The organism is Polymorphospora sp. A560 (assembly GCF_045781765.1).
Classification (GTDB): domain Bacteria; phylum Actinomycetota; class Actinomycetes; order Mycobacteriales; family Micromonosporaceae; genus Polymorphospora; species Polymorphospora lycopeni.
Genome location: NZ_CP122282.1, coordinates 5,113,554 through 5,135,815 on the forward strand (window position 1 = coordinate 5,113,554; position 22,262 = coordinate 5,135,815).

At 71.1% G+C, this 22,262-nt stretch carries 22 protein-coding genes and 2 pseudogenes; 10 read left to right on the top strand and 14 right to left on the bottom strand.

The window, feature by feature from the left end; translation table 11 throughout:
* The first annotated feature begins 43 nt into the window (after positions 1–43).
* Positions 44–484 carry a carboxymuconolactone decarboxylase family protein gene (locus QCD66_RS22650; RefSeq protein ID WP_375733122.1) on the top strand — a complete coding sequence of 147 codons (441 nt, stop codon included), beginning with the start codon at positions 44–46 and terminating at the stop codon, positions 482–484.
* On the opposite strand, the gene QCD66_RS22655 is transcribed toward QCD66_RS22650, so the two are convergent.
* The 3 genes from QCD66_RS22655 to QCD66_RS22665 form a co-directional block, all read right to left on the bottom strand.
* Positions 481–1,377, bottom strand: coding sequence for a sigma-70 family RNA polymerase sigma factor (locus QCD66_RS22655; RefSeq protein ID WP_364212291.1), 897 nt, complete (start codon positions 1,375–1,377; stop codon positions 481–483). The genes QCD66_RS22650 and QCD66_RS22655 overlap by 4 nt on opposite strands.
* 77 nt (positions 1,378–1,454) lie before the next feature.
* Positions 1,455–1,796 (bottom strand): hypothetical protein, encoded by a 342-nt coding sequence (locus QCD66_RS22660; protein WP_364212294.1) that lies wholly within the window; start codon positions 1,794–1,796, stop codon positions 1,455–1,457.
* A 103-nt stretch (positions 1,797–1,899) separates the two neighbouring features.
* Positions 1,900–2,070 (bottom strand): hypothetical protein, encoded by a 171-nt coding sequence (locus QCD66_RS22665; protein WP_375733121.1) that lies wholly within the window; start codon positions 2,068–2,070, stop codon positions 1,900–1,902.
* Between the two features lie 252 nt (positions 2,071–2,322).
* Between QCD66_RS22665 and gdhA the strand changes: the two genes are divergently transcribed.
* On the top strand, positions 2,323–3,648 hold the full coding sequence (gene gdhA / locus QCD66_RS22670; RefSeq protein ID WP_364212841.1) for an NADP-specific glutamate dehydrogenase: 1,326 nt from the start codon (positions 2,323–2,325) through the stop codon (positions 3,646–3,648).
* A gap of 165 nt (positions 3,649–3,813) precedes the next feature.
* Here the strand turns inward: gdhA and QCD66_RS22675 are convergent, their stop codons facing one another.
* From QCD66_RS22675 to QCD66_RS22685, 3 genes are all read right to left on the bottom strand, one after another.
* The gene (locus QCD66_RS22675) at positions 3,814–4,992 is read right to left on the bottom strand and encodes an acyl-CoA dehydrogenase family protein (protein ID WP_375733120.1); all 1,179 of its coding nucleotides are present in this window, start codon (positions 4,990–4,992) and stop codon (positions 3,814–3,816) included.
* 65 nt (positions 4,993–5,057) lie between these two features.
* On the bottom strand, positions 5,058–6,107 hold the full coding sequence (locus QCD66_RS22680; RefSeq protein WP_375733119.1) for an ABC transporter ATP-binding protein: 1,050 nt from the start codon (positions 6,105–6,107) through the stop codon (positions 5,058–5,060).
* The gene (locus QCD66_RS22685) at positions 6,107–7,150 is read right to left on the bottom strand and encodes an ABC transporter ATP-binding protein (RefSeq protein ID WP_364212306.1); all 1,044 of its coding nucleotides are present in this window, start codon (positions 7,148–7,150) and stop codon (positions 6,107–6,109) included. Before QCD66_RS22685 ends, QCD66_RS22680 begins: the two co-directional genes overlap by 1 nt.
* A gap of 124 nt (positions 7,151–7,274) precedes the next feature.
* Here QCD66_RS22685 and QCD66_RS22690 point away from each other — a divergent pair.
* The 5 genes and pseudogenes from QCD66_RS22690 to QCD66_RS22710 form a co-directional block, all read left to right on the top strand.
* Positions 7,275–7,412 (top strand): annotated as a pseudogene (locus QCD66_RS22690) (AsnC family transcriptional regulator); the annotation flags it as partial.
* A 60-nt stretch (positions 7,413–7,472) separates the two neighbouring features.
* Positions 7,473–7,787: an Lrp/AsnC ligand binding domain-containing protein gene (locus QCD66_RS22695; protein ID WP_407567255.1), complete on the top strand. Its 315-nt coding sequence runs from the start codon at positions 7,473–7,475 to the stop codon at positions 7,785–7,787.
* A 51-nt stretch (positions 7,788–7,838) separates the two neighbouring features.
* Entirely contained in the window at positions 7,839–8,786 is a 948-nt protein-coding gene (gene nikB / locus QCD66_RS22700; RefSeq protein WP_364212312.1) for a nickel ABC transporter permease, read from the top strand.
* Positions 8,776–9,669, top strand: a complete 894-nt coding sequence (locus QCD66_RS22705) for an ABC transporter permease (RefSeq protein WP_364212316.1) — start codon at positions 8,776–8,778, stop codon at positions 9,667–9,669. Before nikB ends, QCD66_RS22705 begins: the two co-directional genes overlap by 11 nt.
* A gap of 25 nt (positions 9,670–9,694) precedes the next feature.
* Positions 9,695–11,896: a thiamine pyrophosphate-dependent enzyme gene (locus QCD66_RS22710; RefSeq protein WP_375733118.1), complete on the top strand. Its 2,202-nt coding sequence runs from the start codon at positions 9,695–9,697 to the stop codon at positions 11,894–11,896.
* Between the two features lie 61 nt (positions 11,897–11,957).
* Here QCD66_RS22710 and QCD66_RS22715 read toward each other — a convergent pair whose 3' ends face one another.
* The 6 genes from QCD66_RS22715 to QCD66_RS22740 all read right to left on the bottom strand — a co-directional run bounded on the left by QCD66_RS22715 (position 11,958) and on the right by QCD66_RS22740 (position 18,042).
* Complete coding sequence (locus tag QCD66_RS22715) at positions 11,958–12,926, bottom strand: D-2-hydroxyacid dehydrogenase (protein ID WP_375733117.1); 969 nt, start codon at positions 12,924–12,926, stop codon at positions 11,958–11,960.
* Between the two features lie 7 nt (positions 12,927–12,933).
* Entirely contained in the window at positions 12,934–13,143 is a 210-nt protein-coding gene (locus tag QCD66_RS22720; protein ID WP_212819986.1) for a tautomerase family protein, read from the bottom strand.
* Positions 13,144–13,147: 4 nt separating this feature from the next.
* On the bottom strand, positions 13,148–14,020 hold the full coding sequence (locus QCD66_RS22725; RefSeq protein WP_375733116.1) for a tetratricopeptide repeat protein: 873 nt from the start codon (positions 14,018–14,020) through the stop codon (positions 13,148–13,150).
* Positions 14,021–14,128: 108 nt separating this feature from the next.
* Complete coding sequence (locus tag QCD66_RS22730) at positions 14,129–15,697, bottom strand: ABC transporter substrate-binding protein (protein ID WP_375733115.1); 1,569 nt, start codon at positions 15,695–15,697, stop codon at positions 14,129–14,131.
* A gap of 22 nt (positions 15,698–15,719) precedes the next feature.
* Positions 15,720–16,796, bottom strand: a complete 1,077-nt coding sequence (locus tag QCD66_RS22735) for a membrane dipeptidase (protein WP_364212332.1) — start codon at positions 16,794–16,796, stop codon at positions 15,720–15,722.
* Between the two features lie 577 nt (positions 16,797–17,373).
* Entirely contained in the window at positions 17,374–18,042 is a 669-nt protein-coding gene (locus QCD66_RS22740; protein WP_375733114.1) for a hypothetical protein, read from the bottom strand.
* Between the two features lie 140 nt (positions 18,043–18,182).
* Here QCD66_RS22740 and QCD66_RS22745 point away from each other — a divergent pair, with 140 nt between their 5' ends.
* On the top strand, positions 18,183–19,475 hold the full coding sequence (locus QCD66_RS22745) for an MFS transporter (RefSeq protein ID WP_375733113.1): 1,293 nt from the start codon (positions 18,183–18,185) through the stop codon (positions 19,473–19,475).
* A gap of 35 nt (positions 19,476–19,510) precedes the next feature.
* Here the strand turns inward: QCD66_RS22745 and QCD66_RS22750 are convergent, their stop codons facing one another.
* Positions 19,511–20,092, bottom strand: coding sequence for a hypothetical protein (locus QCD66_RS22750; RefSeq protein WP_375733112.1), 582 nt, complete (start codon positions 20,090–20,092; stop codon positions 19,511–19,513).
* 266 nt (positions 20,093–20,358) lie between these two features.
* On the opposite strand from QCD66_RS22750, the gene QCD66_RS22755 reads away from it, so the two are divergent.
* Both QCD66_RS22755 and QCD66_RS22760 read left to right on the top strand, forming a co-directional pair.
* Positions 20,359–21,291: a phosphatase PAP2 family protein gene (locus tag QCD66_RS22755; protein WP_375733111.1), complete on the top strand. Its 933-nt coding sequence runs from the start codon at positions 20,359–20,361 to the stop codon at positions 21,289–21,291.
* A gap of 477 nt (positions 21,292–21,768) precedes the next feature.
* Complete coding sequence (locus tag QCD66_RS22760) at positions 21,769–21,912, top strand: hypothetical protein (protein WP_364212859.1); 144 nt, start codon at positions 21,769–21,771, stop codon at positions 21,910–21,912.
* A 13-nt stretch (positions 21,913–21,925) separates the two neighbouring features.
* Here the strand turns inward: QCD66_RS22760 and QCD66_RS22765 are convergent.
* Positions 21,926–22,260: pseudogene (locus QCD66_RS22765) on the bottom strand (transposase); the annotation flags it as partial.
* Positions 22,261–22,262 lie beyond the last annotated feature (2 nt).

A 22,262-nucleotide genomic window follows, 5' to 3' on the forward strand; every position in this document is an offset into this window, starting at 1 on the left:
TCCCGTCGCCCGGGCGGGCGACGCCGGCAAGGTAAGGACGACGATGGCACGCTTGAACATCAGCCAGCACGCGCCGCAGGGCTTCCAGGCCGTGGCGGACCTGGACCGGTACGTGCGGGAAAACCTCGACGACATCCTGTTCGACCTCGTGAAGCTGCGCGCCTCGCAGCTCAACGGCTGCGCGTACTGCGTCGACATGCACGCCACCGACCTGGAGAAGCTGGGCCAGCCCACCCGGCGGATCTACGCGGTCAGCGCCTGGCGGGACACCGGCTTCTTCACCGAGCGGGAGCGGGCGGCGCTGGCCCTGACCGAGGCGATCACCCTGATCGCCACCGGCCTCGACGACGAGGTCTGGGACGAGGCGGCCCGCCTGTTCCCGGAGCGGGAACTGTCCGATCTGGTGCTCGCGATCGGGACGATCAACGTGTGGAACCGCATCTGCGTCAGCACGCTCACGGCCCCGCCGCCCCTGGCCGGCTAGGCGGCCGCCGGATCCGGCGCGACCGGGCCCCGGACGGCACCGTGCTTGTCCGGGTTGGACACGTCGAAGATCCGGTGGATCCGGCCGTCACGCACCTGTATCGAGATGACGTGGACTGCGCCGGCCAGGGTGACGATCGCGCCCGGCGTGCCGTTGACGGTGACCAGCCGCGCGGCGCGCCGGGCGGACATCCCGCTGACCGCGATGACGAAGCGGGCCACCTTCGCCGGACCGAACAGCGGGTTGCGGGCCGCGCGCCGCCGGCCGCCCCCGTCGTTGTACGCGACGACGTCGTCGTGCAGCAGCGCGACGAGCGCGTCGAGATCACCGTCGCGGGCCGCCGACAGGAACGCCACCAGCAGCGACCGCGTGACGGCCTCGTCGCCGGCCCGGTCGACGGCGCCGTTCCCGGTCGGTGCCCCGTGCCGGTCGAGTGTCCGCACAGCCCTGGCGTGGTGTTGCCGGGCGGCCGCCGGGGTGATGTCGAGGACCCCGGCGATCTCGTCGTGGCGGTAGCCCAGCGACCGCAGGACCACGACCGCCCGCTGCGGCGGGGTCAGCGTCTCGGCGATCATCAGGAACGCCGTCGACAGGGTCTCCCCCGCCTCGACCAGGTCGGCGGCCGCCGGCTGCCGGTCGACGACGACCGGCTCGGGCAGCCACGGGCCGACGTAGCTCGACTCACGTTGGCGTCTGCGCAGCGCGTCGATCGCGCGGCGCACCGTCGTCCTCGTCAGCCACCCGCCCGGGTTCGCCACGTCGTCCGCGCCGACCCACCACTCGACCGCGACGTCCTGCACCACGTCCTCGGCGTCGGTCCACGAGCCGAGCATGCGGTAGGCCAGTGCCGTCAGCCGACCCCGCTGTCCCTCGAAAAGCGCCTCACGGCTCACGGAGCGGGACGCCTGGAGACGTGGACCATGTGCCGGACTCTACCGGCGGCCGGATCACCCGGTCGGTCGACGTCGGGTCACTCCCGGGTGAGCGGCTCGTCGCTCCACCGGAACCAGCACTCGCCGGCGCCCATGTGCAGCAGGAACTCGGCGACCGGACCGGACGGCGCCACCAGCGTCATCAGCGTCGTGATGCGGTCGTACGCCGTCTCCCACGCCTCGACGGCGGCCGCGCTGTCGTCGTCCTCGAGCACGGTCGCCAGCGCGACCTCCTCGGCGAACAGGGGTGCGACCTCGGCGAACCCGGGCCGGGCCGCGAAGCAGCCGCCCAGCCAGGGGAAGTCGGCGTCGGTGACTGTGATCTCACCCAGCACCTCGTCGCCCCGACGTAGCTGCCACACCTCGCCGATCCTGCCCACCGGCCCGCCTCCGTACCGCCCGTCACGTTCAACAGAGTCGCCACTATGGCACCCGTCGCCGCCGCGGCGTACCCGGGGTCGGTCGATGTCGGTGGGGTCGCCGTCAACCTGGGACTATCTCCCGGCGGTAGGCCCGCACCCGCGCGCCGTCGGTCAGGATCACCTCGATCCGGCCGTCGGGGTCGAGCGCCCGCCCGACGGAGTGGACCCGCTTGCCGGCGTGGTCGGCACCACCGTCGCGGTGCTCGGGACGGAAGATCCAACCGAGGTGCAAAGGTTCAGCGGAGCGCACAGCCATCCCCCCGAATAGCACAGACGTACGAGCGCACAGTCTAGTCATCCGGCACCGGGCGGCGCCCGCGCGACACGCGAATCCGCGTCGCCACCTGTGCCCACACGGCAGGAGATCCGAGTACGCCGATGTCGTAGGGTCTGAGCTGGGAAAATGGGTGACGGACGCGGGAGGAACCGGGTGACGGCACGGGACAGGCTCGACGCACGGGACAGGCTCGACGCACGGGACAGGCTGGAAACGATCTTCGCCGACGTGGTGCGTCGCAACCCCGGCGAGGCCGAGTTCCACCAGGCGGTGCGCGAGGTGCTGGACAGTGTCGTACCCGCCCTGACCCGGCATCCCGAGTACGCCGACGCGAAGATCATCGAGCGGATCTGCGAACCGGAACGGCAGATCATCTTCCGGGTGCCGTGGGAGGACGACCGCGGCGAGGTGCACATCAACCGCGGGTTCCGGGTGGAGTTCAACAGCGCGCTCGGCCCCTACAAGGGCGGGCTGCGCTTCCACCCGTCGGTCTACCTGGGCATCGTGAAGTTCCTCGGCTTCGAGCAGTTGTTCAAGAACGCGCTGACCGGGATGCCGATCGGCGGCGGCAAGGGCGGCTCGGACTTCGACCCGAAGGGGCGCTCGGACCGTGAGGTGATGCGGTTCTGCCAGTCGTTCATGACCGAGCTGTACCGGCACATCGGCGAGTACACCGACGTGCCCGCCGGTGACATCGGCGTCGGCGGGCGGGAGATCGGATACCTGTTCGGCCAGTACAAGCGCGTCACGAACCGCTACGAGTCCGGGGTGCTGACCGGCAAGGGGCTGACCTACGGCGGTGCCCAGGTGCGCCGGGAGGCGACCGGGTACGGCACGGTGTTCTTCGCCGAGGAGATGCTGCGCGTCACCGGCGACAGCTTCGAGGGCAAGCGGGTCGTGGTATCCGGGTCGGGCAACGTGGCGATCTACGCGATCGAGAAGGTGCGGCAGCTCGGCGGCACCGTCGTGGCGTGTTCGGACTCCTCCGGCTACGTACACGACGACAAGGGCATCGACCTCGACCTGCTCAAGGACCTCAAGGAGGTCCGGCGGGCCCGGATCGACGAGTACGTGACGCACCGCCGGCACGCCTCGTTCGTCGCCGGCCGGTCGGTGTGGGAGGTGCCGTGCGAGGTCGCGCTCCCGAGCGCGACGCAGAACGAGATCGGCGCGGCCGAGGCGGCGGCCCTCATCGACGGCGGCTGCACCATCGTCGTCGAGGGCGCGAACATGCCGACCCGCCCGGACGCGGTCCGCGCGTTCGCCGAGGCCGGCGTCCGGTTCGGGCCGGGCAAGGCCGCCAACGCCGGCGGGGTGGCCGCCAGCGCGCTGGAGATGCAGCAGAACGCGAGCCGCGACTCGTGGACGTTCGCCCACTCCGAGCAGCGGCTGCGGGAGATCATGTCCGACATCCACGCCCGCTGCCACACCACCGCCGAGGAATACGGCATGCCGGGCAACTACGTCGCCGGGGCGAACATCGACGGCTTCCGGCGGGTGGCCGAGGCGATGCTCGCGCACGGCCTCATCTAGGGCGTGTGTCGGACTCACGCGGTTGATCTGGGCGGGAGGGACCTTATCGAGCGTGGACAAGGTCCCTCCCGCCCAGATCAACAACGCCCCATGGGCACCAGGTGTGCCTGCCGCCGGGGCCGTCGTCGGGGAGCGAACGTCGGCTCCCCGGCGCGGGCGGCGGCGTCAGCGGAAGGCGGCGTGGCCGGTCAGGGTCTGCCCGATGACGAGCTGGTGCACCTCGGAGGTGCCCTCGTACGTCAGCACCGACTCCAGGTTGGCGGCGTGCCGCATCACCGGGTAGTCGAGCGTGATGCCCGCCGCGCCGAGGATCGTGCGGCAGGTGTTGGCGATCGCGAGGGCTTCCCGGACGCTGTTGAGCTTGCCGAGGCTGATCTGCCGGTGGTCCAGCGTCCCGGTGTCCTTCAGCCGGCCGAGGTGGAGGGCGAGCAGGAGGCCCTTGCCCAGTTCGACGGTCATGTCGGCCAGCTTGACCTGGGTGATCTGGTGCGCCGCCAGCGGCTTGTCGAAGATCTGCCGGCTCTGGGCGTAGGCGATGGTCGTCTCGAGGCAGTCCCGGGCCGCGCCGAGCGCGCCGAACACGATGCCCATCCGCGCCTCGTTGAGGCAGGACAGCGGTCCGCCCATGCCGGTCACGCCGGGGAGCACCGCGTCGGCCGGCAGCCGTACGCCGTCGAGCACGAGTTCGGAGGTGACCGAGGCGCGCAGGGACAGCTTGCGCTTGATCTCCGGGGCGGTGAAACCCGGGGTGTCGGTGGGTACGACGAACCCGCGGATTCCCTCGTCGGTGTGCGCCCAGACCACGGCGACGTCGGCGATCGAGCCGTTGGTGATCCACATCTTGGTGCCGTCGAGGATCCAGTCGCCGCCGTCGCGGCGGGCCCGGGTACGCATGCCGGCCGGGTCGGAGCCGAAGTCGGGCTCGGTGAGTCCGAAGCAGCCGATGGCCTGGCCGGCCGCCATCCTGGGCAGCCACTCCTGCTTGTGCTCGGCGGAGCCGAACCGCCAGATCGCGTACATCGCGAGCGAGCCCTGCACCGACACCAGGGAACGCAGGCCGGAGTCGCCGGCCTCCAGTTCCAGGCAGGCCAGGCCGTACGCGGTGGCGCTGGTGCCGGCGCAGCCGTACCCGGTCAGGTGCATGCCGAGCACGCCGAGTTCGCCGAGTTCGCGGGCGAGATCGCGGGCCGGCAGGCGGCCGTCCTCGAACCAGGTGGCGACGTGCGGGCGGACGCGCTCGTCGACGAAGTGCCGCACGGCGGCCTGCAGGTCGCGGGTCTCGTCGTCGACCAGGGCGTCGACGCCCAGGTAGTCCAACGGGGCGGCGGGGGTCACCAGGGGCACGGCCGGTCCTTCCGAAAGGGTGTCGCGGGATCGTCACGGGTGGCGCGAGGACGTCGCGCCGGGCTTCACGGGCCGCTCGGGGCGGGGTCCTCCGGGAAGTGGCAGGCGACCTGGTGGCCGGTGCCCGTACCCGCGCCGGCCAGGACCGGCGGGGTCACCTCGCACACGTCCTGGGCCTTCCAGCAGCGGGTCCGGAAGCGGCAGCCGGTGGGCGGGTTGAGCGGGCTCGGTACGTCGCCGGTGAGGATGCGCTGCTCGCGCTCGCGCTCGACGTCGGGGTCGGGAATCGGTACGGCCGACAGCAGCGCCTGGGTGTACGGGTGCTGGGGCCGGGTGTAGAGGCTCTCGCAGTCGGCGACCTCGACGACGGTGCCGAGGTACATCACCGCGATCCGGTCGCAGAGGTGCCGGACGACCGCCAGGTCGTGCGCGATGAACATCATGGTCAGGCCGAGGTCCTCCTGCAGCGACTCCAGCAGGTTGACGATCTGGGCCTGGATGGAGACGTCCAGGGCCGACACCGGCTCGTCGGCGACGATGAACTCGGGGCTGCTCACCAGGGCCCGGGCGATGCCGACCCGCTGCCGCTGCCCGCCGGAGAGTTCGTGCGGGTAGCGGCCGTGCCACTGGCGGCTGATGCCGACCATGTCCATGATCTCCAGGGCTCTGGCGCGGCGTTCGGTGGCGGAGCCGCCGGAGTGGACGAGCAGGGGTTCCTCGATGAGTTCGCCGATGGACATCCGTGGGTTCAGCGACGCGTACGGGTCCTGGAAGATCATCTGCATCCGGCGGCGCATGGCACGCAGGCGGCCGCCGCGCTGGGTGGTGAGTTCGACGCCGTCGAACGTCACGGTTCCCGCGCTGGGTCTGATCAGTTGCAGGATGGCGCGGCCGGTCGTGGACTTGCCGCAGCCGGACTCGCCGACGACGCCGAGGATCTCGCCGCGCAGGATGTCGAGGTCCACTCCGGACACCGCACGCAGGCGGGCCGGCCGCAACGCGCCGCGTACCGGGACCTTGAAGTCCACGGTGAGGTCGCGGGCGCGGACCAGCACGGTGGGGTCGTGCGCCGTCTTGACCAGTGTGTCGCCGGCGGCGGCCAGTGCCTTGGACATCATTTCTCCTCGACGAGTTGGCTGGCGTACCGGTCTTTCGTGGACAGCCAGCCGCCGTGGGAGGCGTCCTGCGTGCCCCAGCATCTGGTCTGTTGGTCGCGTTCGGACGCCTCTCGGGGGGCGGTGAGGCCGGGGGGCGAGTCGAGGCAGACGTCCCGCCGGTGCACGCAGCGGGGCGCGAACCGGCAACCGGACGGCATCGCGGACAGTTCCGGGGGCTGGCCGCCGATCGGGCGCAGCCGGCCGCCGCGGGCCTGGTCGAGTCGCGGGACGGAGCCGAGCAGGCCCCACGTGTACGGCATCTGGGGGCGGCGGAAGAGGTCGGCCGTCTCGGCGCTCTCGACGATCTGGCCGGCGTACATGACGTTGACCCGCTCGGCCATGCCGGCGACGACGCCGAGGTCGTGGGTGATGAACAGGACGGCGGTGCGGGTCTCGGCGGCGAGGTCGCGCAGCAGGGCGAGGATCTGGGCCTGGATGGTGACGTCGAGCGCGGTCGTGATCTCGTCGGCCAGGATCAGGCGCGGGTTGCAGGACAGCGCCATCGCGATCATCACCCGCTGGCGCATGCCGCCGGAGAGCTGGTGGGGGTAGGAACTCAGGCGGGTCGCGGCGGCGGGGATCCGGACCATGTCGAGCAGTTCGACGGCCCGGGCGCGGGCGGCCGCACCGCGCAGCCCCAGGTGCAGCGTCAGCGACTCGGTGAGCTGTCGGCCCACCGTCAGCACCGGGTTCAGCGAGGTCATCGGATCCTGGAAGATCATCGCGATGCCGCTGCCCCGCACCGCCCGCAGCTCGCGCGGGCTCATCCGGAGCAGGTCGCGGCCCTCGAAAAGCACCTGGCCGCCGGCGACCCGGCCGGCCGGCGGAACGATGAGTCCCATGATCGATTGAGCGGTCGCGGACTTCCCGCAGCCGGACTCACCGACCAGGGCCACCATCTCCCCCGCGTCCACAGTGAACGACACACCGTCGACAGCCGTGACCGCCCGGCGTCCCGCGCCGAACTCCGTGCGCAGGTCCCGTACTTCAAGCAAGGCCATCGGAAACCTCTGTTTTCTGTTCGCCGAGTGCCGTTATTCGTCAGCCGGGAGTCTTGCACATCCGATCATCGTCGTCTAGATTCACCGAATCGTCGAAGTACGGCGATATCTGAGACGGGGCGGAATGGCGTCGAAAAGCTCGATCGAGAAGGACCGCAGCATCATCCGGGAACTGGTTCTGGACGCCCGCCAGACAAACGTGGCACTCGCGGCCAAGGTAGGGCTGTCCGAGGGCTCCGTGCGACGGCGGGTCGACCGGTTGGTGACTGAGGGCCAACTTCACTTCGCCGCCATCCCGAGCGCGCCCCTCATGGGGCGCCCGGTGCACACCGTGTTCCAGATCCAGAGCGCGCCCGGCACCACCGACGAACTGATCGAGACCCTGACGGCGATGCCCGAAATGGCCTACGTCTACCACGTGACCGGCCAGTTCGACATCATCGCCGTCGGCTACTTCGCCTCCAGCGAAGACATGCGCCGGTTCTCCACCGAGCGGCTCGGCCACCTGCGCGGCGTGATGGAGATCCGCTCCGTCATGGTCCTGCGGGTCGCCAAGCGTGCCCACGAATGGGCCCGCGACATCGCCAGCGACGACGACTCCGCCGACGCGGACGAGCCGGTGACACCCACGAACTGAGTCCCCCGAGCACCGCGGGTCACACTCACCCCGCAGTCTGGAGTTGACCCTTTGGCCCGCATCATCCTGACCCGCCTGCTCGCGGTCGTGCCGGTACTACTCGGCATCTCGGTCATCTCGTTCTTCGTGATCAGGATGATCCCCGGCGATGTCATCAGCTCCATCATGGGTCAGGACTTCAGCGATCCCAAGCTCGAGGCCGAGATGCGCGCGTACTTCGGCCTCGACATGCCGATCCACGAACAGTTCCTGAGCTGGTTCGGGCGGCTGCTCCACGGCGACCTCGGCACCTCCATGCGCAGCGGGCAGCCCGTCCTGGACGAGATCCTGGAACGGCTGCCCGCCACCATGCTGCTGGCCGTCTCCGCCCTCGTGGTCTCGGTGCTCATCTCGATCCCGTTCGGGGTGCTCAGCGCCACCCGGCGCAACGGCCTGCTGGACGCCGGCTCCCGGCTGGCCTCGCTGATCGGCCTGTCGGTGCCGAACTTCTGGCTCGGCATCCTGCTGGTGTATCTCTTCTCGGTCACCCTGGGCTGGCTGCCGTCACAGGGCGCCGGAAACGGCGAGGGCGGCCTGACCCAACTGAAATACCTCATCCTCCCGGCCGTCACCCTCGGCGCCAGCCTCGCCGCGATCAGCATGCGGATGACCCGGTCCAGCATGCTGGAGGTCCTCAACCAGGACTACGTCCGCACCGCCCGGGCCAAGGGCCTCAGCGAACGCGTCGTCGTCGCGCGGCACGCCCTGCGCAACTCCCTGATCCCGGTGATCACGGTGCTGGGCATCCAGGCCGGCGCCCTGCTCGGCGGCACCGTGGTGGTCGAGCAGGTCTTCTCCTGGCCGGGCCTGGGCACCATGGTGATCCGCGGCATCACCCAGCGGGACTACCCGGTGGTCCAGGGCACGCTGCTCTTCCTGGCCTTCTTCTACGTCGTGGTCAACCTCCTCGTCGACATCATCTACGTCTACCTGGATCCGAGGCTCCGCAGTGGTCACTGAACTCGCTTCCGCGCAACCGCTGCCGCCGGTCCGGCGCCGGCCCGGGATGCGCCTGCTCCAGGCACTCGTACGCGACCGGATCGGCGCGATCGGCCTGGTCCTGGTCGTCACCATGACCCTCGCCGCCGTCCTGGCCCCGCTGATCGCCCCCTACGACCCCACCGCGATGTCCAACCAGCGCCTCGCGCCACCCGGCGGAACCTTCCTCCTCGGCGCCGACGAGGCCGGCCGCGACCTGCTCAGCCGGGCCCTCTACGGCGCCCGGACGTCACTGAGCGTCAGCCTGATCGTGGTGACCGGCGCCGGGATCATCGGCGTCGTCCTCGGCCTGCTCGCCGGGTTCTTCCGGGGCTGGCTGGACGGGGTGATCACCCCCGCGATGGACGTGCTCTTCTCGTTCCCCACCCTGCTGCTGGCACTGGCCGTCGTCGCCGCCCGCGGGCCGGGCACCGAGAACCTCATCCTGGCCCTGATCATCGTGTTCATCCCGAGCTTCGCCCGGATCGTGCGGGGCACCGCGATGACGATCGTCAAGGAGCCGTACGTCGAGTCCGGGCGCGCGGTCGGGCTGAGCAACACCCGCCTCATCTTCAAGTACGTCCTGCCGAACGCGGTGGCACCGATCGCCGTGCAGTTCACCACGAGCCTGGCGTACGCGATCCTGATCGAGGCGTCGCTGGGCTATCTCGGGCTCGGCGTCCAGCCGCCGCAGCCGTCGTGGGGTTCGATGCTGTCGTCCGGCAAGGCGTTCATGGAGATGTCCATGTGGCCCTCGCTGGTGCCCGGCATCTGCATCATGCTCACCGTGCTGGGCTTCAACCTGCTCGGCGACACGATCCGCGACGCGCTGGACCCGCGCCTGCGCGGCCGGGCCGGACGCTGACCGGCAGGGACGGGACGCACACCCGATGGAATCCGTCGACGAGCATCTGGTCCGGCACCTCACCGAGTGGTCCACCGGCACTCCCCCGCCCGGCTCCCCCGGCCCGGACGGGACCGGCCCGACCGACCGGCTGCTGCTGGCATACCTCGACGCGCAGCTGGAGAGCCGGCACCTCGACCTCGCGCTGCGCTGGCTGCAATCGCGCGGCGAGGGTTTCTACACGATCGGCTCCAGCGGTCACGAGAGCAACGCCGCCGTCGCCCTCGCCCTGCGCCCCACCGATCCGGCGCTGCTGCACTACCGGTCCGGCGGCTTCTACGCGGCCCGGGCCGGCCAGGTGGCCGGGAGCACCCCGGTCGCCGACGTGCTGCACTCCGCCGCCGCGTCGCGGCACGACCCCATCTCCGGGGGCCGGCACAAGGTGTTCGGCCACCACGGGCTGGCGATCGTGCCACAGACCTCGACCATCTCCTCGCACCTGCCCCGGGCCGTCGGCATGGCGTTCGCGCTCGGCCGGGGGCTGGCGGCCGGCGGGTTCCCCGCCGACGCCGTGGTGGTGGCAAGCTTCGGCGACGCGTCGGCCAACCACTCCACCGCGGTCGGCGCGCTGAACGCGGCCGGCTGGTGCGCGCACCAGGGCATCCCGATGCCGCTGCTGCTGGTGTGCGAGGACAACGGGATCGGGATCAGCACCCGCACGCCCACCGGCTGGACCGGCCGGGCCCTGTCGATGCTGCCCGGCATCGAGTACGTGCCGGTCGACGGCACCGATCCGGCACACCTGCTGACCACCGCCGCCGACGTGGCCCACCGGGTCCGCCGGCAGCGCCGGCCGGTGCTGCTGCACCTGCGTACGGTCCGCTTCATGGGCCACGCCGGCTCCGACGCCGAGCTGGCGTACCGCACCCGGGGCGAGATCGTCGCCGACTACGTACGCGACCCGATCCTGGCCACGGCGGCCCTGCTCGCCCGGCGCGGCATCCTGGACCCGGCGGCGACGCTGGCCCGCTACGAGGCGACCCGGGAGCGGGTGATGGCGCAGGCCCGGGCCATGGTCGGCCGGGTCGAACGACTCGACAGCCCGCAGGCCGTCGTGGCCCCGCTGACCGGACGGCGCCCGGCCGCGGTGAGCGCCGCCGCGGCCCGCGCCGGTACGGGCCGGCAGCGGGCGTTCGGCGGTAAGCCACCGGAGGAGCGCCCGCCGCTCACGCTCGGCCAGTCGATCAACGCCGCGCTGCACGACGCGCTGCTCACCTGGCCCCGGGCGCTGGTGTTCGGCGAGGACGTGGCCCGCAAGGGCGGCGTGTACGGCGTCACCCGCGGGCTGCGGAAGGCGTTCGGCCCGGCCCGGGTCTTCGACACCCTGCTCGACGAACAGACGATCCTCGGTGTCGCGCTGGGCAGCGCGCTGACCGGGGCCCTGCCGATCCCGGAGATCCAGTACCTGGCGTACCTGCACAACGCCGAGGACCAGTTGCGTGGCGAGGCCGCCTCGTTGCGGTTCTTCTCGGCCGGCCGCTACTCCAACGGCATGGTGGTCCGCGTCGCCGGCCTGGCCTACCAGAAGGGGTTCGGCGGGCACTTCCACAACGACAACTCGGTGGCCGTACTGCGCGACATCCCCGGCCTGGCGCTGGCCGTGGCGGCCCACCCGGCCACCGCGCCGGCACTGCTGCGGCAGTGCCTCGCCCTGGCCGAGCAGGAGGGCCGGGTCTGCGTCTTCCTCGAACCGATCGCGCTGTACCACGAGCGCGATTTGCACACCGAGGGCGACGGCGGGTGGCTGGCGCCGTACACGCCGCCGGACGGGTGGGCGGCGGCGGAGCGGCCGCTCGACCGGGTCCGTACGGTCCGCGACGGCGACGACCTGGTGCTGGTGACGTACGGCAACGGGGTACGGATGAGCCTGCGGGTGGCCGAGACGCTGCGCCGGGACGGGATCGGGGCCCGGGTGGTCGACCTCCAGTGGCTGTCGCCGTTGCCGGCCGGGAGCCTGCTCGACGCCGTCGCCGGGGTGCCGCACACCCTCGTCGTCGACGAGGGCCGGGCCAGCGGCGGGGTCGCCGAGGCGGTCGTCACCGCGCTGGTGGACGCCAGGTACGCCGGTACGGTCGGCCGCGTCACCAGCCTCGACAGCTACGTCCCCCTCGGGCCGGCGACCGCGCACGTGCTCCTGCAGGAGGCCGGTGTCCTGGCCGCCGCCCGCGATCTCGTCCGGCGCCGGTAGCCGGACAGTCCACAGACGACGGTGCCCACCCGCCGAGAGGCGGGTGGGCACCGTGGGTGGTTCAGTAGCCGAGGTCGGGCTGTCGCATGGAGCCGACCGGCAGCTCACCGGCGAGGAACCGGTCGAAGTTCGCGCAGAAGTCCTCGTAGAGCCGGTTGATGTTGCCCGCCGCCCGGAACGACGTGTGCGGGGTGACCATCGTGCGGGGCAGCTCCCACAGCCGGCTCCCGGCCGGTAGCGGCTCCTCCTCGAAGACGTCGAGCACCGCGCCCGAGATCGTGCCGCCGGTGACCGCGGCCACGAGGGCGTCCTCGACGACCAGCGCACCGCGCCCCACGTTGATGAGGACCGCGGTCTCCCTCATCGCCGCGAAGTGCTCCGCGTCGAAGAAGCAGCGGTTCTCCGGGGTGAGCGGCATCGCCAGCACCACCCAGTCGGCCTCCGGCAGCACGGCCAGGGCCTGGCCGGCCGGGACCACCCGGTCGAAGCCCTCGACGGCGGCGCCACCGCGGTTGACACCGATCGCCCGGGCCCCGAGCGCCCTGGCCCGCCAGGCGACCTCGCCGCCGATCGAGCCGGTGCCGAAGACCAGCATCGTGCTGCCGATGAAGTCGCGGGCGACCAGCCGTACCCACTCGTGCCGGTCCTGCGCCTCCCGCAGCGCGGGGAAGGCCCGGGCGTGCAGCAGCGCGGACGCGATGACGTACTCGGCGATCGGCACGTTGTAGGAGTGCGGCGACCGGGTGTAGAGCAACCCCTCGGCCAGCCGGCGCTGGAAGAGGTCACCGCCGACCCAGTCGAAGCCGGCCGCGGTGATCTGCACCCAGCGCAGCTTCGGCGCGTGGGCGAGGATGCCGTCGAACATCTCCTCCCCCATCGAGCTGCGCAGCATCACCTCCGCGTCGAAGTACTCCTCGCGCAGCGGCCCGGCGTCCGGCACCGCGGTGAACCGGCAGCCGGGGTAGCGGTCGAGCAGACCGGGCCGCATGCCGGCCAGGTTCTCGCTGATCAGTACATGCGGCCCTGTCATGGGTGACTCACGCCGTCCCTTCGGCCCGGGCCGCGGCCGCGCGCTTGCTGTAGGGGATTCCGCCCTTGGCCCACAGGTCCATCGAGATCTCGTAGAGGATGACCTGGGTGCTCTCCCGCGGCGAGCCGTACTTGACCATCACGTCGGTCAGGTCGGCGATGATCGCCTCACGGGTCTCCTGGTCACGGGCGCCGAGTTCGACACGGATGGTGGCCATCGGATCACTCCTTCACGCTCGCCGGCACGCCGGCGAAATCGGGGTTGCGGGAGAATTCGGCCTGTACGGCCAGATAGGCGAACGCGTGCGCGACGCCCGTACGCAGGACGGCGTCGAAGGTCTCGCGGGCCTTCTCGATGTCGCCGTGGTAGTAGTACCAGTTGCCCAGGCCGTAGCCCTGGGTGGCGGTGCGCAGGTCGTCGCCGGCCACCATCCGCCACAGTTGGTCGGCGGTGAGTTCGCCGGTGTAGAGCCGCATCCGGCTCTCGTAGCCGACGTAGTGGTCCTCGTCGACGAGGTCGATCCGGCGGAACCGGTCCAGCACCTCCTCGGCCTCCGCCGGCCGGCCGAGCCGGCGCAGCGCCATGTACTGCCAGTCCTGCGAGGCGACGGTGCCCTCCTGGTGCCGCGAGCTGCGCTCCGCCTCGCGGAACGACGGCAGGCACGCCGCGAAGTCACCGAGCAGGTACTGCGCGACGCCCAGGTGGTACCAGACCGAGGTGTGCAGAGTGGTGTGGTAGCGGCCGAGTTCCGCCGGGTCCTCCGCCGCCTGCCCCTCGCCGAGGTGCTGCGGCCGTACGTCCTCCGGCCGGCCCAGGACGAGGCTGACCACGTCCTTCTCCACCTCGGGCTGGTACATCTCGTACTCGTCCTCGACACCGGCCAGCCTCACGGCGGCCGTCGTCAGGTCGGCGACGGCGCCGGTGTAGTCACCGGTCGAGATGCGCCGGTGGCCACGGAAACGCAGCAGTCGTACGTTGCCGGGTTCGAGTTCGAGCGCCTCGGTGAGCAGTGCGACGGCGTCGGCGTGCTTGTTCAGGTAACCCTTGAGCCGGGCGGCCATGATGTAGCGGTCGATCAGCGGTACGGACGCCATGGTTTGCCTTTCGGTGGTGGCGTGGCGGTCCCCGGACGGGCCGGGCACGCGGTGGGACGGGATGGGGCCGGGGGTGCCGGCCGGGTGTGCGGCACCCCCGGCGGCCGGTCAGCGGTCGAGCCAGAGGTGGCGGTAGAAGCGGTACGTCGGGGTCGGGTCGCCCTTGTAGCCCTGGACGTCCTTCTTCACCACGTCGAAGTCCGCGTTGAGGAACGTCATCGCCACCGGGCCACGGTCGGCCAGGATCGTCTCGGCCTGCTGGTAGAGCGCGGCCCGCTTCTCACGGTCCAGTTCCGAGCGGGCCTGCACGACCAGCGCCTCGTACTCGGCGTCGTGCCAGTTGCCGTAGTTCAGGCCGCCGCCCTTGAGGAAGCTGGCGCTGAACCGCTCGTCGGGGTCGTACGTCAGCCCGAAGCCGGACTGGTACATGTCGAACTCGCCGGACTTGGTCTTGGTGTCGGCGATGCTCGCCTCGACCGACTCGATGGTGACCTTGATACCGATCTTGGCGAGCTGCTGCTGCTCCACCTCGGCCGACCGCACCTGGAACGCCGACGTCGCGATGACCATGAGGGTCGCCTCGAAGCCGTCGGGGTGGCCGGCCTCGGCCAGCAACGCCTTCGCCTTCTCGATGTCGGCCGTGCCGTAGACGGGCTGGGTCAGCGCGCCGAACCGGTCCGGCGGCAGGTAGCCGGCGTTGAGGGCGGTGCCGTAGCCGGAGTTGGCGACGTTGAGGATCTCCTGCCGGTCGAGGGCGAGGAAGATCGCCTGCCGGACCTTGACGTTGTCGTACGGCGCCTTGGAGGTGTTGAGCCGCAGGTGCAGCGACAGCGAGCCGGAGCCGCCGTACCACTTCAGCGCCTCGTCGGCCTTGAGCGCGTCGATGAACTCGGGGGCCGGCCGCCACAGGAAGTCGACGGTGCCGCTGCGGATGGCCGCGGCGCGCGCGTTGTCGTCGGGGTTGAAGGTGAAGTCGAGGCCGTCGAGGTAGGGAACGCCGGGCTCCCAGTACCTGTCGTGCTTGTCGAGCTTGATGGCCTGGCCGGTGACCCGGGCCGCCATCTTGAACGGGCCGCTGCCGCCGTCGACGCTGCCGTTGAGGCCGGCCGACTCGACGACGGTGCGGTCGACGATGGAGGAGGCGGCGGTGGACAGCAGGGTGAGGATGGCGGCGTTGGGGCTGGACAGGGTGAACACGGCGGTGTGCTCGTCCGGGGTCGCCACCGACGTGATCGACTCGTAGCTGCGGGCCCGCGGGGCCCGGGTCGCCGGGTCCTTGATGCGCTCGATCGAATACTTGACGTCTTCGGCGGTGACTTTGCGGCCGCTGTGGAAGAAGGCGTTGTCCCGCAGCTTGAACGTCAGGGTCAGGCCGTCGGGGCTCTGCTCCCACGATTCGGCGATCGCCGGCTTGATCTCGCCCCGGTACGACTGGACCAGCGACTCGTAGATCTGTTCGTTGATGACGAACGCGGAAGTCTCCGACATGCGGTGCGGGTCGAGTTCGGTGGCGTCGAGCCGGATCATGATGTTCAGCCGGCCACCGGACTTGGGCTGCCCGGCCGGCGGATTCTCGTCCTCGAGGCGGACGTTGGTGCTCAGCCCGTCGTTGGTCGTGCCGCCGTTGTCGGTCGACGGCGGTGCGCCGCCGCCGGAACAGCCGGCCAGCACCGCCACGGCGACCCCGGCCGCGAGGACCTTATGTAGGGTTCGAACTCTCATGCCTTTCTCCTTGCTCGGGTGGAGATTGCAGCGTGGTGGTGGCGGTCCGCCAGGTCTCACCGAAGACCCGCAGCCAGTTGCCGCCGAGGATCCTGGTGACTTCGTCGGGTGCGAACCCGCCGTCGAGGAGTGCCGTGGTGAGGTTCGGGAACTGCGAGGCGTCGTCCATCCCCACCGCCCGACGCTCGCTCCAGGCCCAGTCACCGAGCAGGGTCCGGTGTTCGACGATCTGCTCCTCCCGCATGGCTTCGGTGAGCGTCTCGTCGTAGTCGGTCGCGATGGCGACGTGGTCGACGCCGGCCACCTCGACGACGCGGGCCACGTGCTCGACGAAGCGGGCGAGGTCCGGACGCCGCCGTGGCTCCTCGGGGTAGTAGAGGAAGCCCGACAGGGTGGTGATTCCGATGACGCCGCGCTGTTCGGCGAGCCGGCGCAGGAACGCGTCGTTCTTGGCCCGGATGTGCGGCGACAGTCCGTCGCAGAACGAGTGGGTGACGACGACCGGACGGTCGGAGGCGTCCATCGCGTCGAGGCCGGTGCGCTGGCCGCAGTGTGAGACGTCGACCAGGATGCCGAGTTCGTTCATCGCCCGGACGAAGGCGCGGCCCTGGATCGTCAGGCCGGAGTCGGTGGCCTCGCCGCACCCGGCGCCGAGCAGGTTCTGCCGCTGGTAGGTCAGTTGCAGGATGCGTACGCCCAGGTCGTAGAAGGTGCCGAGCAGGTCCAGGTCGACGCCGATCATCTCGGTGTCCTGCGGGCCGAGGATGACCGCTTCCCGTCCTTCGGCCTTGGCCCGGTGGATGTCGTCGACGGTCAGCGCCAGCAGGGCGGCGTCGGAGTGTTCGTCGAGCCAGCGACGGCAGCTGTTGATCTCGCGCAGGGCGGTGACCGTGTCGGCGTACGGCCGGGTCACCGTGTGGTTGACGGCGGTGACACCGCCGCGGCGGATCCGCTCGAGATGCTCGTCGCTGAGTTCGATGACGGTGCTCCCGTCGACCACGGTGGCGGCGGTATGCAGCTCGTCGGGCGCGAGGACGGCGCGCTCAGTGTTCAACGTCGACTCCAAGTTGTGTGCGCTCGGGAGATGGCCGCGACTCTACGAGGACACGCCAGATCTTGTCTATAGACTCGGGGATATCGTTAGTTGACCACTTTGAAATGACGAATTTCGTCGTATTAGGCTTCGGGCTTGTTGATCGCCGATTCCCGGGCGTACGGCACCGCCGCCGGACCCTCGACGGTCAGGCCGATTCGGCTTCCGCCGCAGGTCAGATGCCGTGTCCGGCGGGACGCGTGCCGCCATAATTGCGCATATGCCGCGGTTTGCCACCGGTCATCCGGCCGAAGTCGGCCGCCGGGCCGCCGGCACTCCCACGGCGTCCGGGTGGCGGGTTCGGACAGTCACCACCCCGGACAGTCACCGCCCCGACAGTCACCGCCCGGACAGTCACCGTGGGGTGCCGCCCGGCGACGGGGCACCGCCACCCGTCGCCGACCGCGGTGTCGTGGTCGCGGGACACGTCGACGCGGCGGCGAGGGTGACTGTCACCCCCGCCGCCGCGGACCGTCCTGATCGGAGGGTCGTGGTCTGGCCGACCGGCGCGCCGCGGCCGCCGGGAACGAACCGACCGTCAGCGGCCGGCCGCCCGCCACAGCCCTCGGGCGATCCAGAGACAGCCGACGCCGAGCAGCACTCCGTGCCCGATCCGGACGGCCGGCGCGGTGAAGAACTGCGGCAGGAACAGCACGAACCCGGCGGCGAACAGAAGGCCGCTCGACCGCGGAACAAGGCCGGACCGCCAGATCGCCACCGCCGCGAGCACCGCCGCGAAGCCCAGCGCGACCAGGCCGATCCCGAACGTCGTCACCGCCACCGGCCCGAACCGCACCGCCTCGGCCAGGGCGAGCACGTCGACGGGCTGCCCGTCGGCGGTCGCGCGCCCGACGGCGTGCAGCCCGAAGTCCTCGGCGCCGTAGTACGGCAGGGTCAGGCCGGCACCGACCCAGCCGATGACGACCGCCGCGAGAGCCGGCGCCTCGGCCCGGGTACGGGCGACCACGCCGTACAGCGCGAGCAGGCCGATCGGCACCAGGACGAAGCCGACCATCGCGAACAGGTGGGAGAAGACCCAGGCGGTGGAGCCCAGCGCCGCGGTCGCGCCGGCGGCCGTGGACTCGTCGTCCCAGGGCCGGGTGGCCGGATACAGGACGAACAGCACCCCGGCGGCGACGAACGCGAGGGCACCGAGACGGACGCGGGACGCGGTCACCAGGGGGCGAGCGGTTCGGCTAGGCTCCATAGCCTAAAAGCTAACCTACCTAGCCAGAGGTGCGCAACACCGGACCGCATCCGGCGGGGTCGACGACCGCCGGTCCCTCTGGCAGTCTGCGTGGTGCTCCCGACGGAAGAGTTCGACCGACGCCATAGGCAGGAGACCGTGTGCCGCCACCGTCACGCCCGGGACTGCTGCGCGACCCCGACTTCCGTCACCTGTTCGCCGCGACCGCGACCGGCCAACTCGGCGACCGGTTCGTCTTCCTCGCCCTGCCACTGATCGCCATCGTCTCGCTCGACGTGAGCGAGTTCGAGGTCGGCGTACTGACCGCCATGACCACGGCCGGTTCGCTGCTCGCCGGCCTGCCCGCCGGCGCCTGGGTCGACCGGTGGCGGAAGCGCTCCGTAATGATCAACACAGATCTGGCGCGCGCCGTCCTGCTGTCGCTGATTCCGGTGCTCTGGTGGGCCGACGCCCTGACCGTCTGGCTGCTGTACGCGGTCGCCCTGGCACACGGCCTGTTCACGGTGTTCTTCGACGTCGCGTACGTCAGCTACCTGCCGTTCCTGGTCGGCCGGGACAATCTCGTGGAGGCCAACTCCAAACTCGCGTCGGTCCGTTCGGCGGTCAGCATCAGCGGGCCGGGACTGGCCGGTCCGCTCGTGGCCTGGCTCGGCGCGCCGTTGACCCTGCTGGCGAGTTCCGTGGGGATGGCGTTCTCGGGACTGCTGGTCGCCCGGATCCGCAAGCGCGAGACCCGACGCCGGGCCGACCCGTCGAGGCACCTGCTGCGCGAGGTCAGGGAGGGCCTGTCGTTCGTGCTCGGCCACCCGCTGCTGCGGCCGGTCGTCGTGGCGGACGGGATGTTCAGCCTCTTCCTGGTCACTTACCAGACCATGCTGCTGGTCTTCCTGTCCCGGGAGGTTGGTCTCGGGTCCTTCGGCATCGGACTGGTCCTGTCGACGATGGCGTGCGGCGGCCTGACCGGCGCCCTGGTCGCCCGTCGGGTGGTCACCCGGATCGGGTCCGGCCCGGTCATCTGGCTGGCCCCACTGTGTACGGCCCCACCGGCCGCCCTGATGCCACTGGCCGAACCGGGCTGGCGGCTCTACCTGGCGGTGCTCGGCCTGATGCTGCTGTCGACCGGCGGCGTGATCCGTCTCGTCGCCCAGGCCGGCCTGCAGCAGTCCGTCACCCCCGACCGGCTGCTCGGCCGGATGAACGCGACCTTCCGCTTCGTCATGTGGGGCAGCATGCCGCTGGCCGGTCTGCTCGGTGGCGCCCTCGGCACCCTCCTCGGCGCGCAGGCGGTGCTGTGGATCGGTGCCGTCGGGATGACGGCGGCCTTCCTGCCGACGCTGCTCTCCCCGCTACGGGCCATACGTGAACTGCCGGTCACCGAGCCGGAATCACAGCCCGCCGACCGGGAGAAGCCCACACCGCAACCTGCGGGGTAGCCGGCCGGCCCCCCGACCCCGACGACGGCTGACGCTCAGTCGAGCCGGTCGACAACCGCGCGGCCACGCGGCGAGAGCCGGTAGCCGGTCTCGAGGCTCTCGGTCAGGCCGAACTCCTTCAGCTTGCGGACGTCGCGCTTGAAGACCTCGGTGGCCGGATAGCCGGCCAGTTCGGCCAGCTCGGCGGCCCGCCGGGCCGGATGCTCCGCGATGATCCGCAGCACCGTCGCGGTCCACGCGCCGCGCGCCCCGGCCCGGTCGAACCGGGCCAGCCGTTCGGTGAGCGCGGCCAACTCCGGCGCGCCGAGCCGATCCTGTTCGCGCAACGCCTCACGCGGATCCGGGCCGGCGTAGCCGACTCCGATCCGGAACAGCCGCAGGTCGCCGCTTCCCGGCAGATCAGCGCGCAACGCCTCGGCGGACCGGTAGCCGGCCCGCCTCGCTTCGGCGTCGGACACCTCCCGCTCGTCGACCGGACCGATCGAGTGGATCTCCACCAGCCCGATCGCGGTCCGCAACCGGCTGCCCGCCCGGACCCGGGGCCGGCTCCAGCGGCGGAACACCAGCGAGACGGTGCCTCGCCGGATGCCGTCGAGGATCTCGCTACGGAACAGCATGTGCGGCACCCTCCCTGTCGGGGTTGTCCCATGCCCCTGATTCTGTCTGCCGAGCGGCGAGCCGGGACGCCGTACGGCCCGGGACGGTGTACTCCCCCTTGACGGTGTACTCCCGCTTGACGACGCCGGGCGGTCGGTTAAGGCCAGCGCCGGGCGACGCTAAAGGAGGGTTAACGGGCGCCGACAACGGCCGACGACCGGGATAACGTGCGTCGTGTGTCGATGGTGCGACCCCTCGGTCCACCCGGCCTGGCAAGGGGTGGGCGATGAGTGTGACCACAGTGGCCAGTGTGGGCCTGGCACTGGCCGCGGTGGCCGTCGCGTTCGCGGCGGTGGTGGCCGCCCGACCGACCGCGCGGCGGCTGCGGGGGATGGAACTCGCGCGGCACGTCCCGGCGTGGGCCCGGGACCGCGTACCGCCGGGTCCGTTCGTCCTCGTCGCCGGCGCGGTCCTGGCGCTCGCGCTGGTCTCCGTCTTCGTGGAGATCCTCGACGCGGTCGTGGACGAGGACGACTTCACGGCCTTCGACCGGCCGGTCGTGGAGTGGGTAGCGCAGCGCCGTACGGGCTGGAGCAGTGCCGTGGTCGTGGCGGTCACCGACATCGGCGGCAAGGCGCTGCTCACCCTCCTGCTCGCCGGGGTCGCGGTCGCGGTGGCGGTCCGGCTGCGGTCGTGGCGCCCGTTCGTGCTGGCCGCGGTGTCCGGTGGCGGCAGTGCGCTACTCGTCGCGGGGAGCAAGCTGCTGATCGCCCGGGACCGTCCCGACCCGCTGCACCGGGCGGTGGTCGAGAGCGGCTTCTCGTTTCCGTCCGGCCACTCGGCCAGCGCCCTGGTCATCCTGGCCACGGTGGCCTGGTTGATCTCGATGGCGACGGGCAGCCGCACCGTCCGGGCCACGGCCTGGGTCGCGGCCGGCATTCTGGCGGTGGCCATCGGTGTGTCCCGGGTCTATCTCGGCGTGCACTACCCGAGCGACGTCGTCGCCGGCTGGGTGCTCGGCGCCACCTGGCTGGTGACGGTGGCGGTGGCGGACCGGCTGCCCGGGTCACCGCCGCTGCCGCTGCCGCGCCGGTGGCGTCGCGCGGACGGCTCTACCGGGTGGCTCGCCCATCGGCCGGTGGCCGTCTTCACCGTCACCGCCACGGCCGGCTTCGCCGCCATCTTCGGGATCGTGAGCGTGGCCGCGCTCGGCGGCTGAGGCGTGTTTCATGAGCCGGCCAGAGCCATTCGGGTAAGAATGGTGATGGTCAGGACGGCTTGGAAGCGGACGGCAAGCTGTTCATAGCGGGTGGCGACGTCGCGGTGGCGTTTGAGTCGGTGTTTCCTCCGGGTAGCTGCTGCCCCGGGGATCGGCGTCCTCGCCGGCCGCCGCGCGCCAGGCGTGCCCATGGTGCCCTGCCTTGCCGACGAGGACCGGCCCTTCGCTCGTCAGCTCGTATTCGTGGATCCGGTCGTCCACACGGGGGCCTGCATCCGTCGATCTGGGCGGGAGGGACCTTATCCCGCGCGGATAGGGTCCCTGCTGCTCAGATCAACTACCTTCCGGCCCTGTGATCCTGCGGCCGGGTCGTCGACCAAGGGTCAAGGTGGGTCTGCCGCGTCGTTCCGTTGTTGATCTGGGCGCCAGCCACCTTATCCGTCGCCGGTCAGGTGGCTGGCGCCCAGATCAACTTGGGTGGCCTGCCTGGCCTGGCTACAGAACAACCGCCGACTCGTACGCCGCTACGAACGCAAAGCCGACCACTTCCAGGCCTTCGCCGACCTCGGCTGCGCCCTACTGCGCTACCGCCGACTCGGCAAGAACAACCAGCTGGGATGAACCCTAAGGTGCGGAGCCACTGGTTGTTGATGGCGATGGGGACGGTGGCTTCGTAGCGGACGGCGAATTTGTCGTACCTGGTGGCCATGGCGCGGTGTTGCTTGAGCTGGCTGATGCCGCACTCGACGGCGGGTCTCTGCCGGTAGATCTTGGGGTCGAAGGCGGGTGGCCGTCCGCCTTTGGCCACCTTGGCCATGCGGTGTGCGTCCTGGTCGGTCTTGCGGGGGATGCAGAGCTTGATCCCGCGGCGGCGGGCGTAGCCACGGTTGCGCTGCTGGCGTATGCCTTGTCGGCCAGGACCAGGTCGGGTCGGGTGCGGGGCCGGCCGCCGCCGTCGCGATGTACCCGAC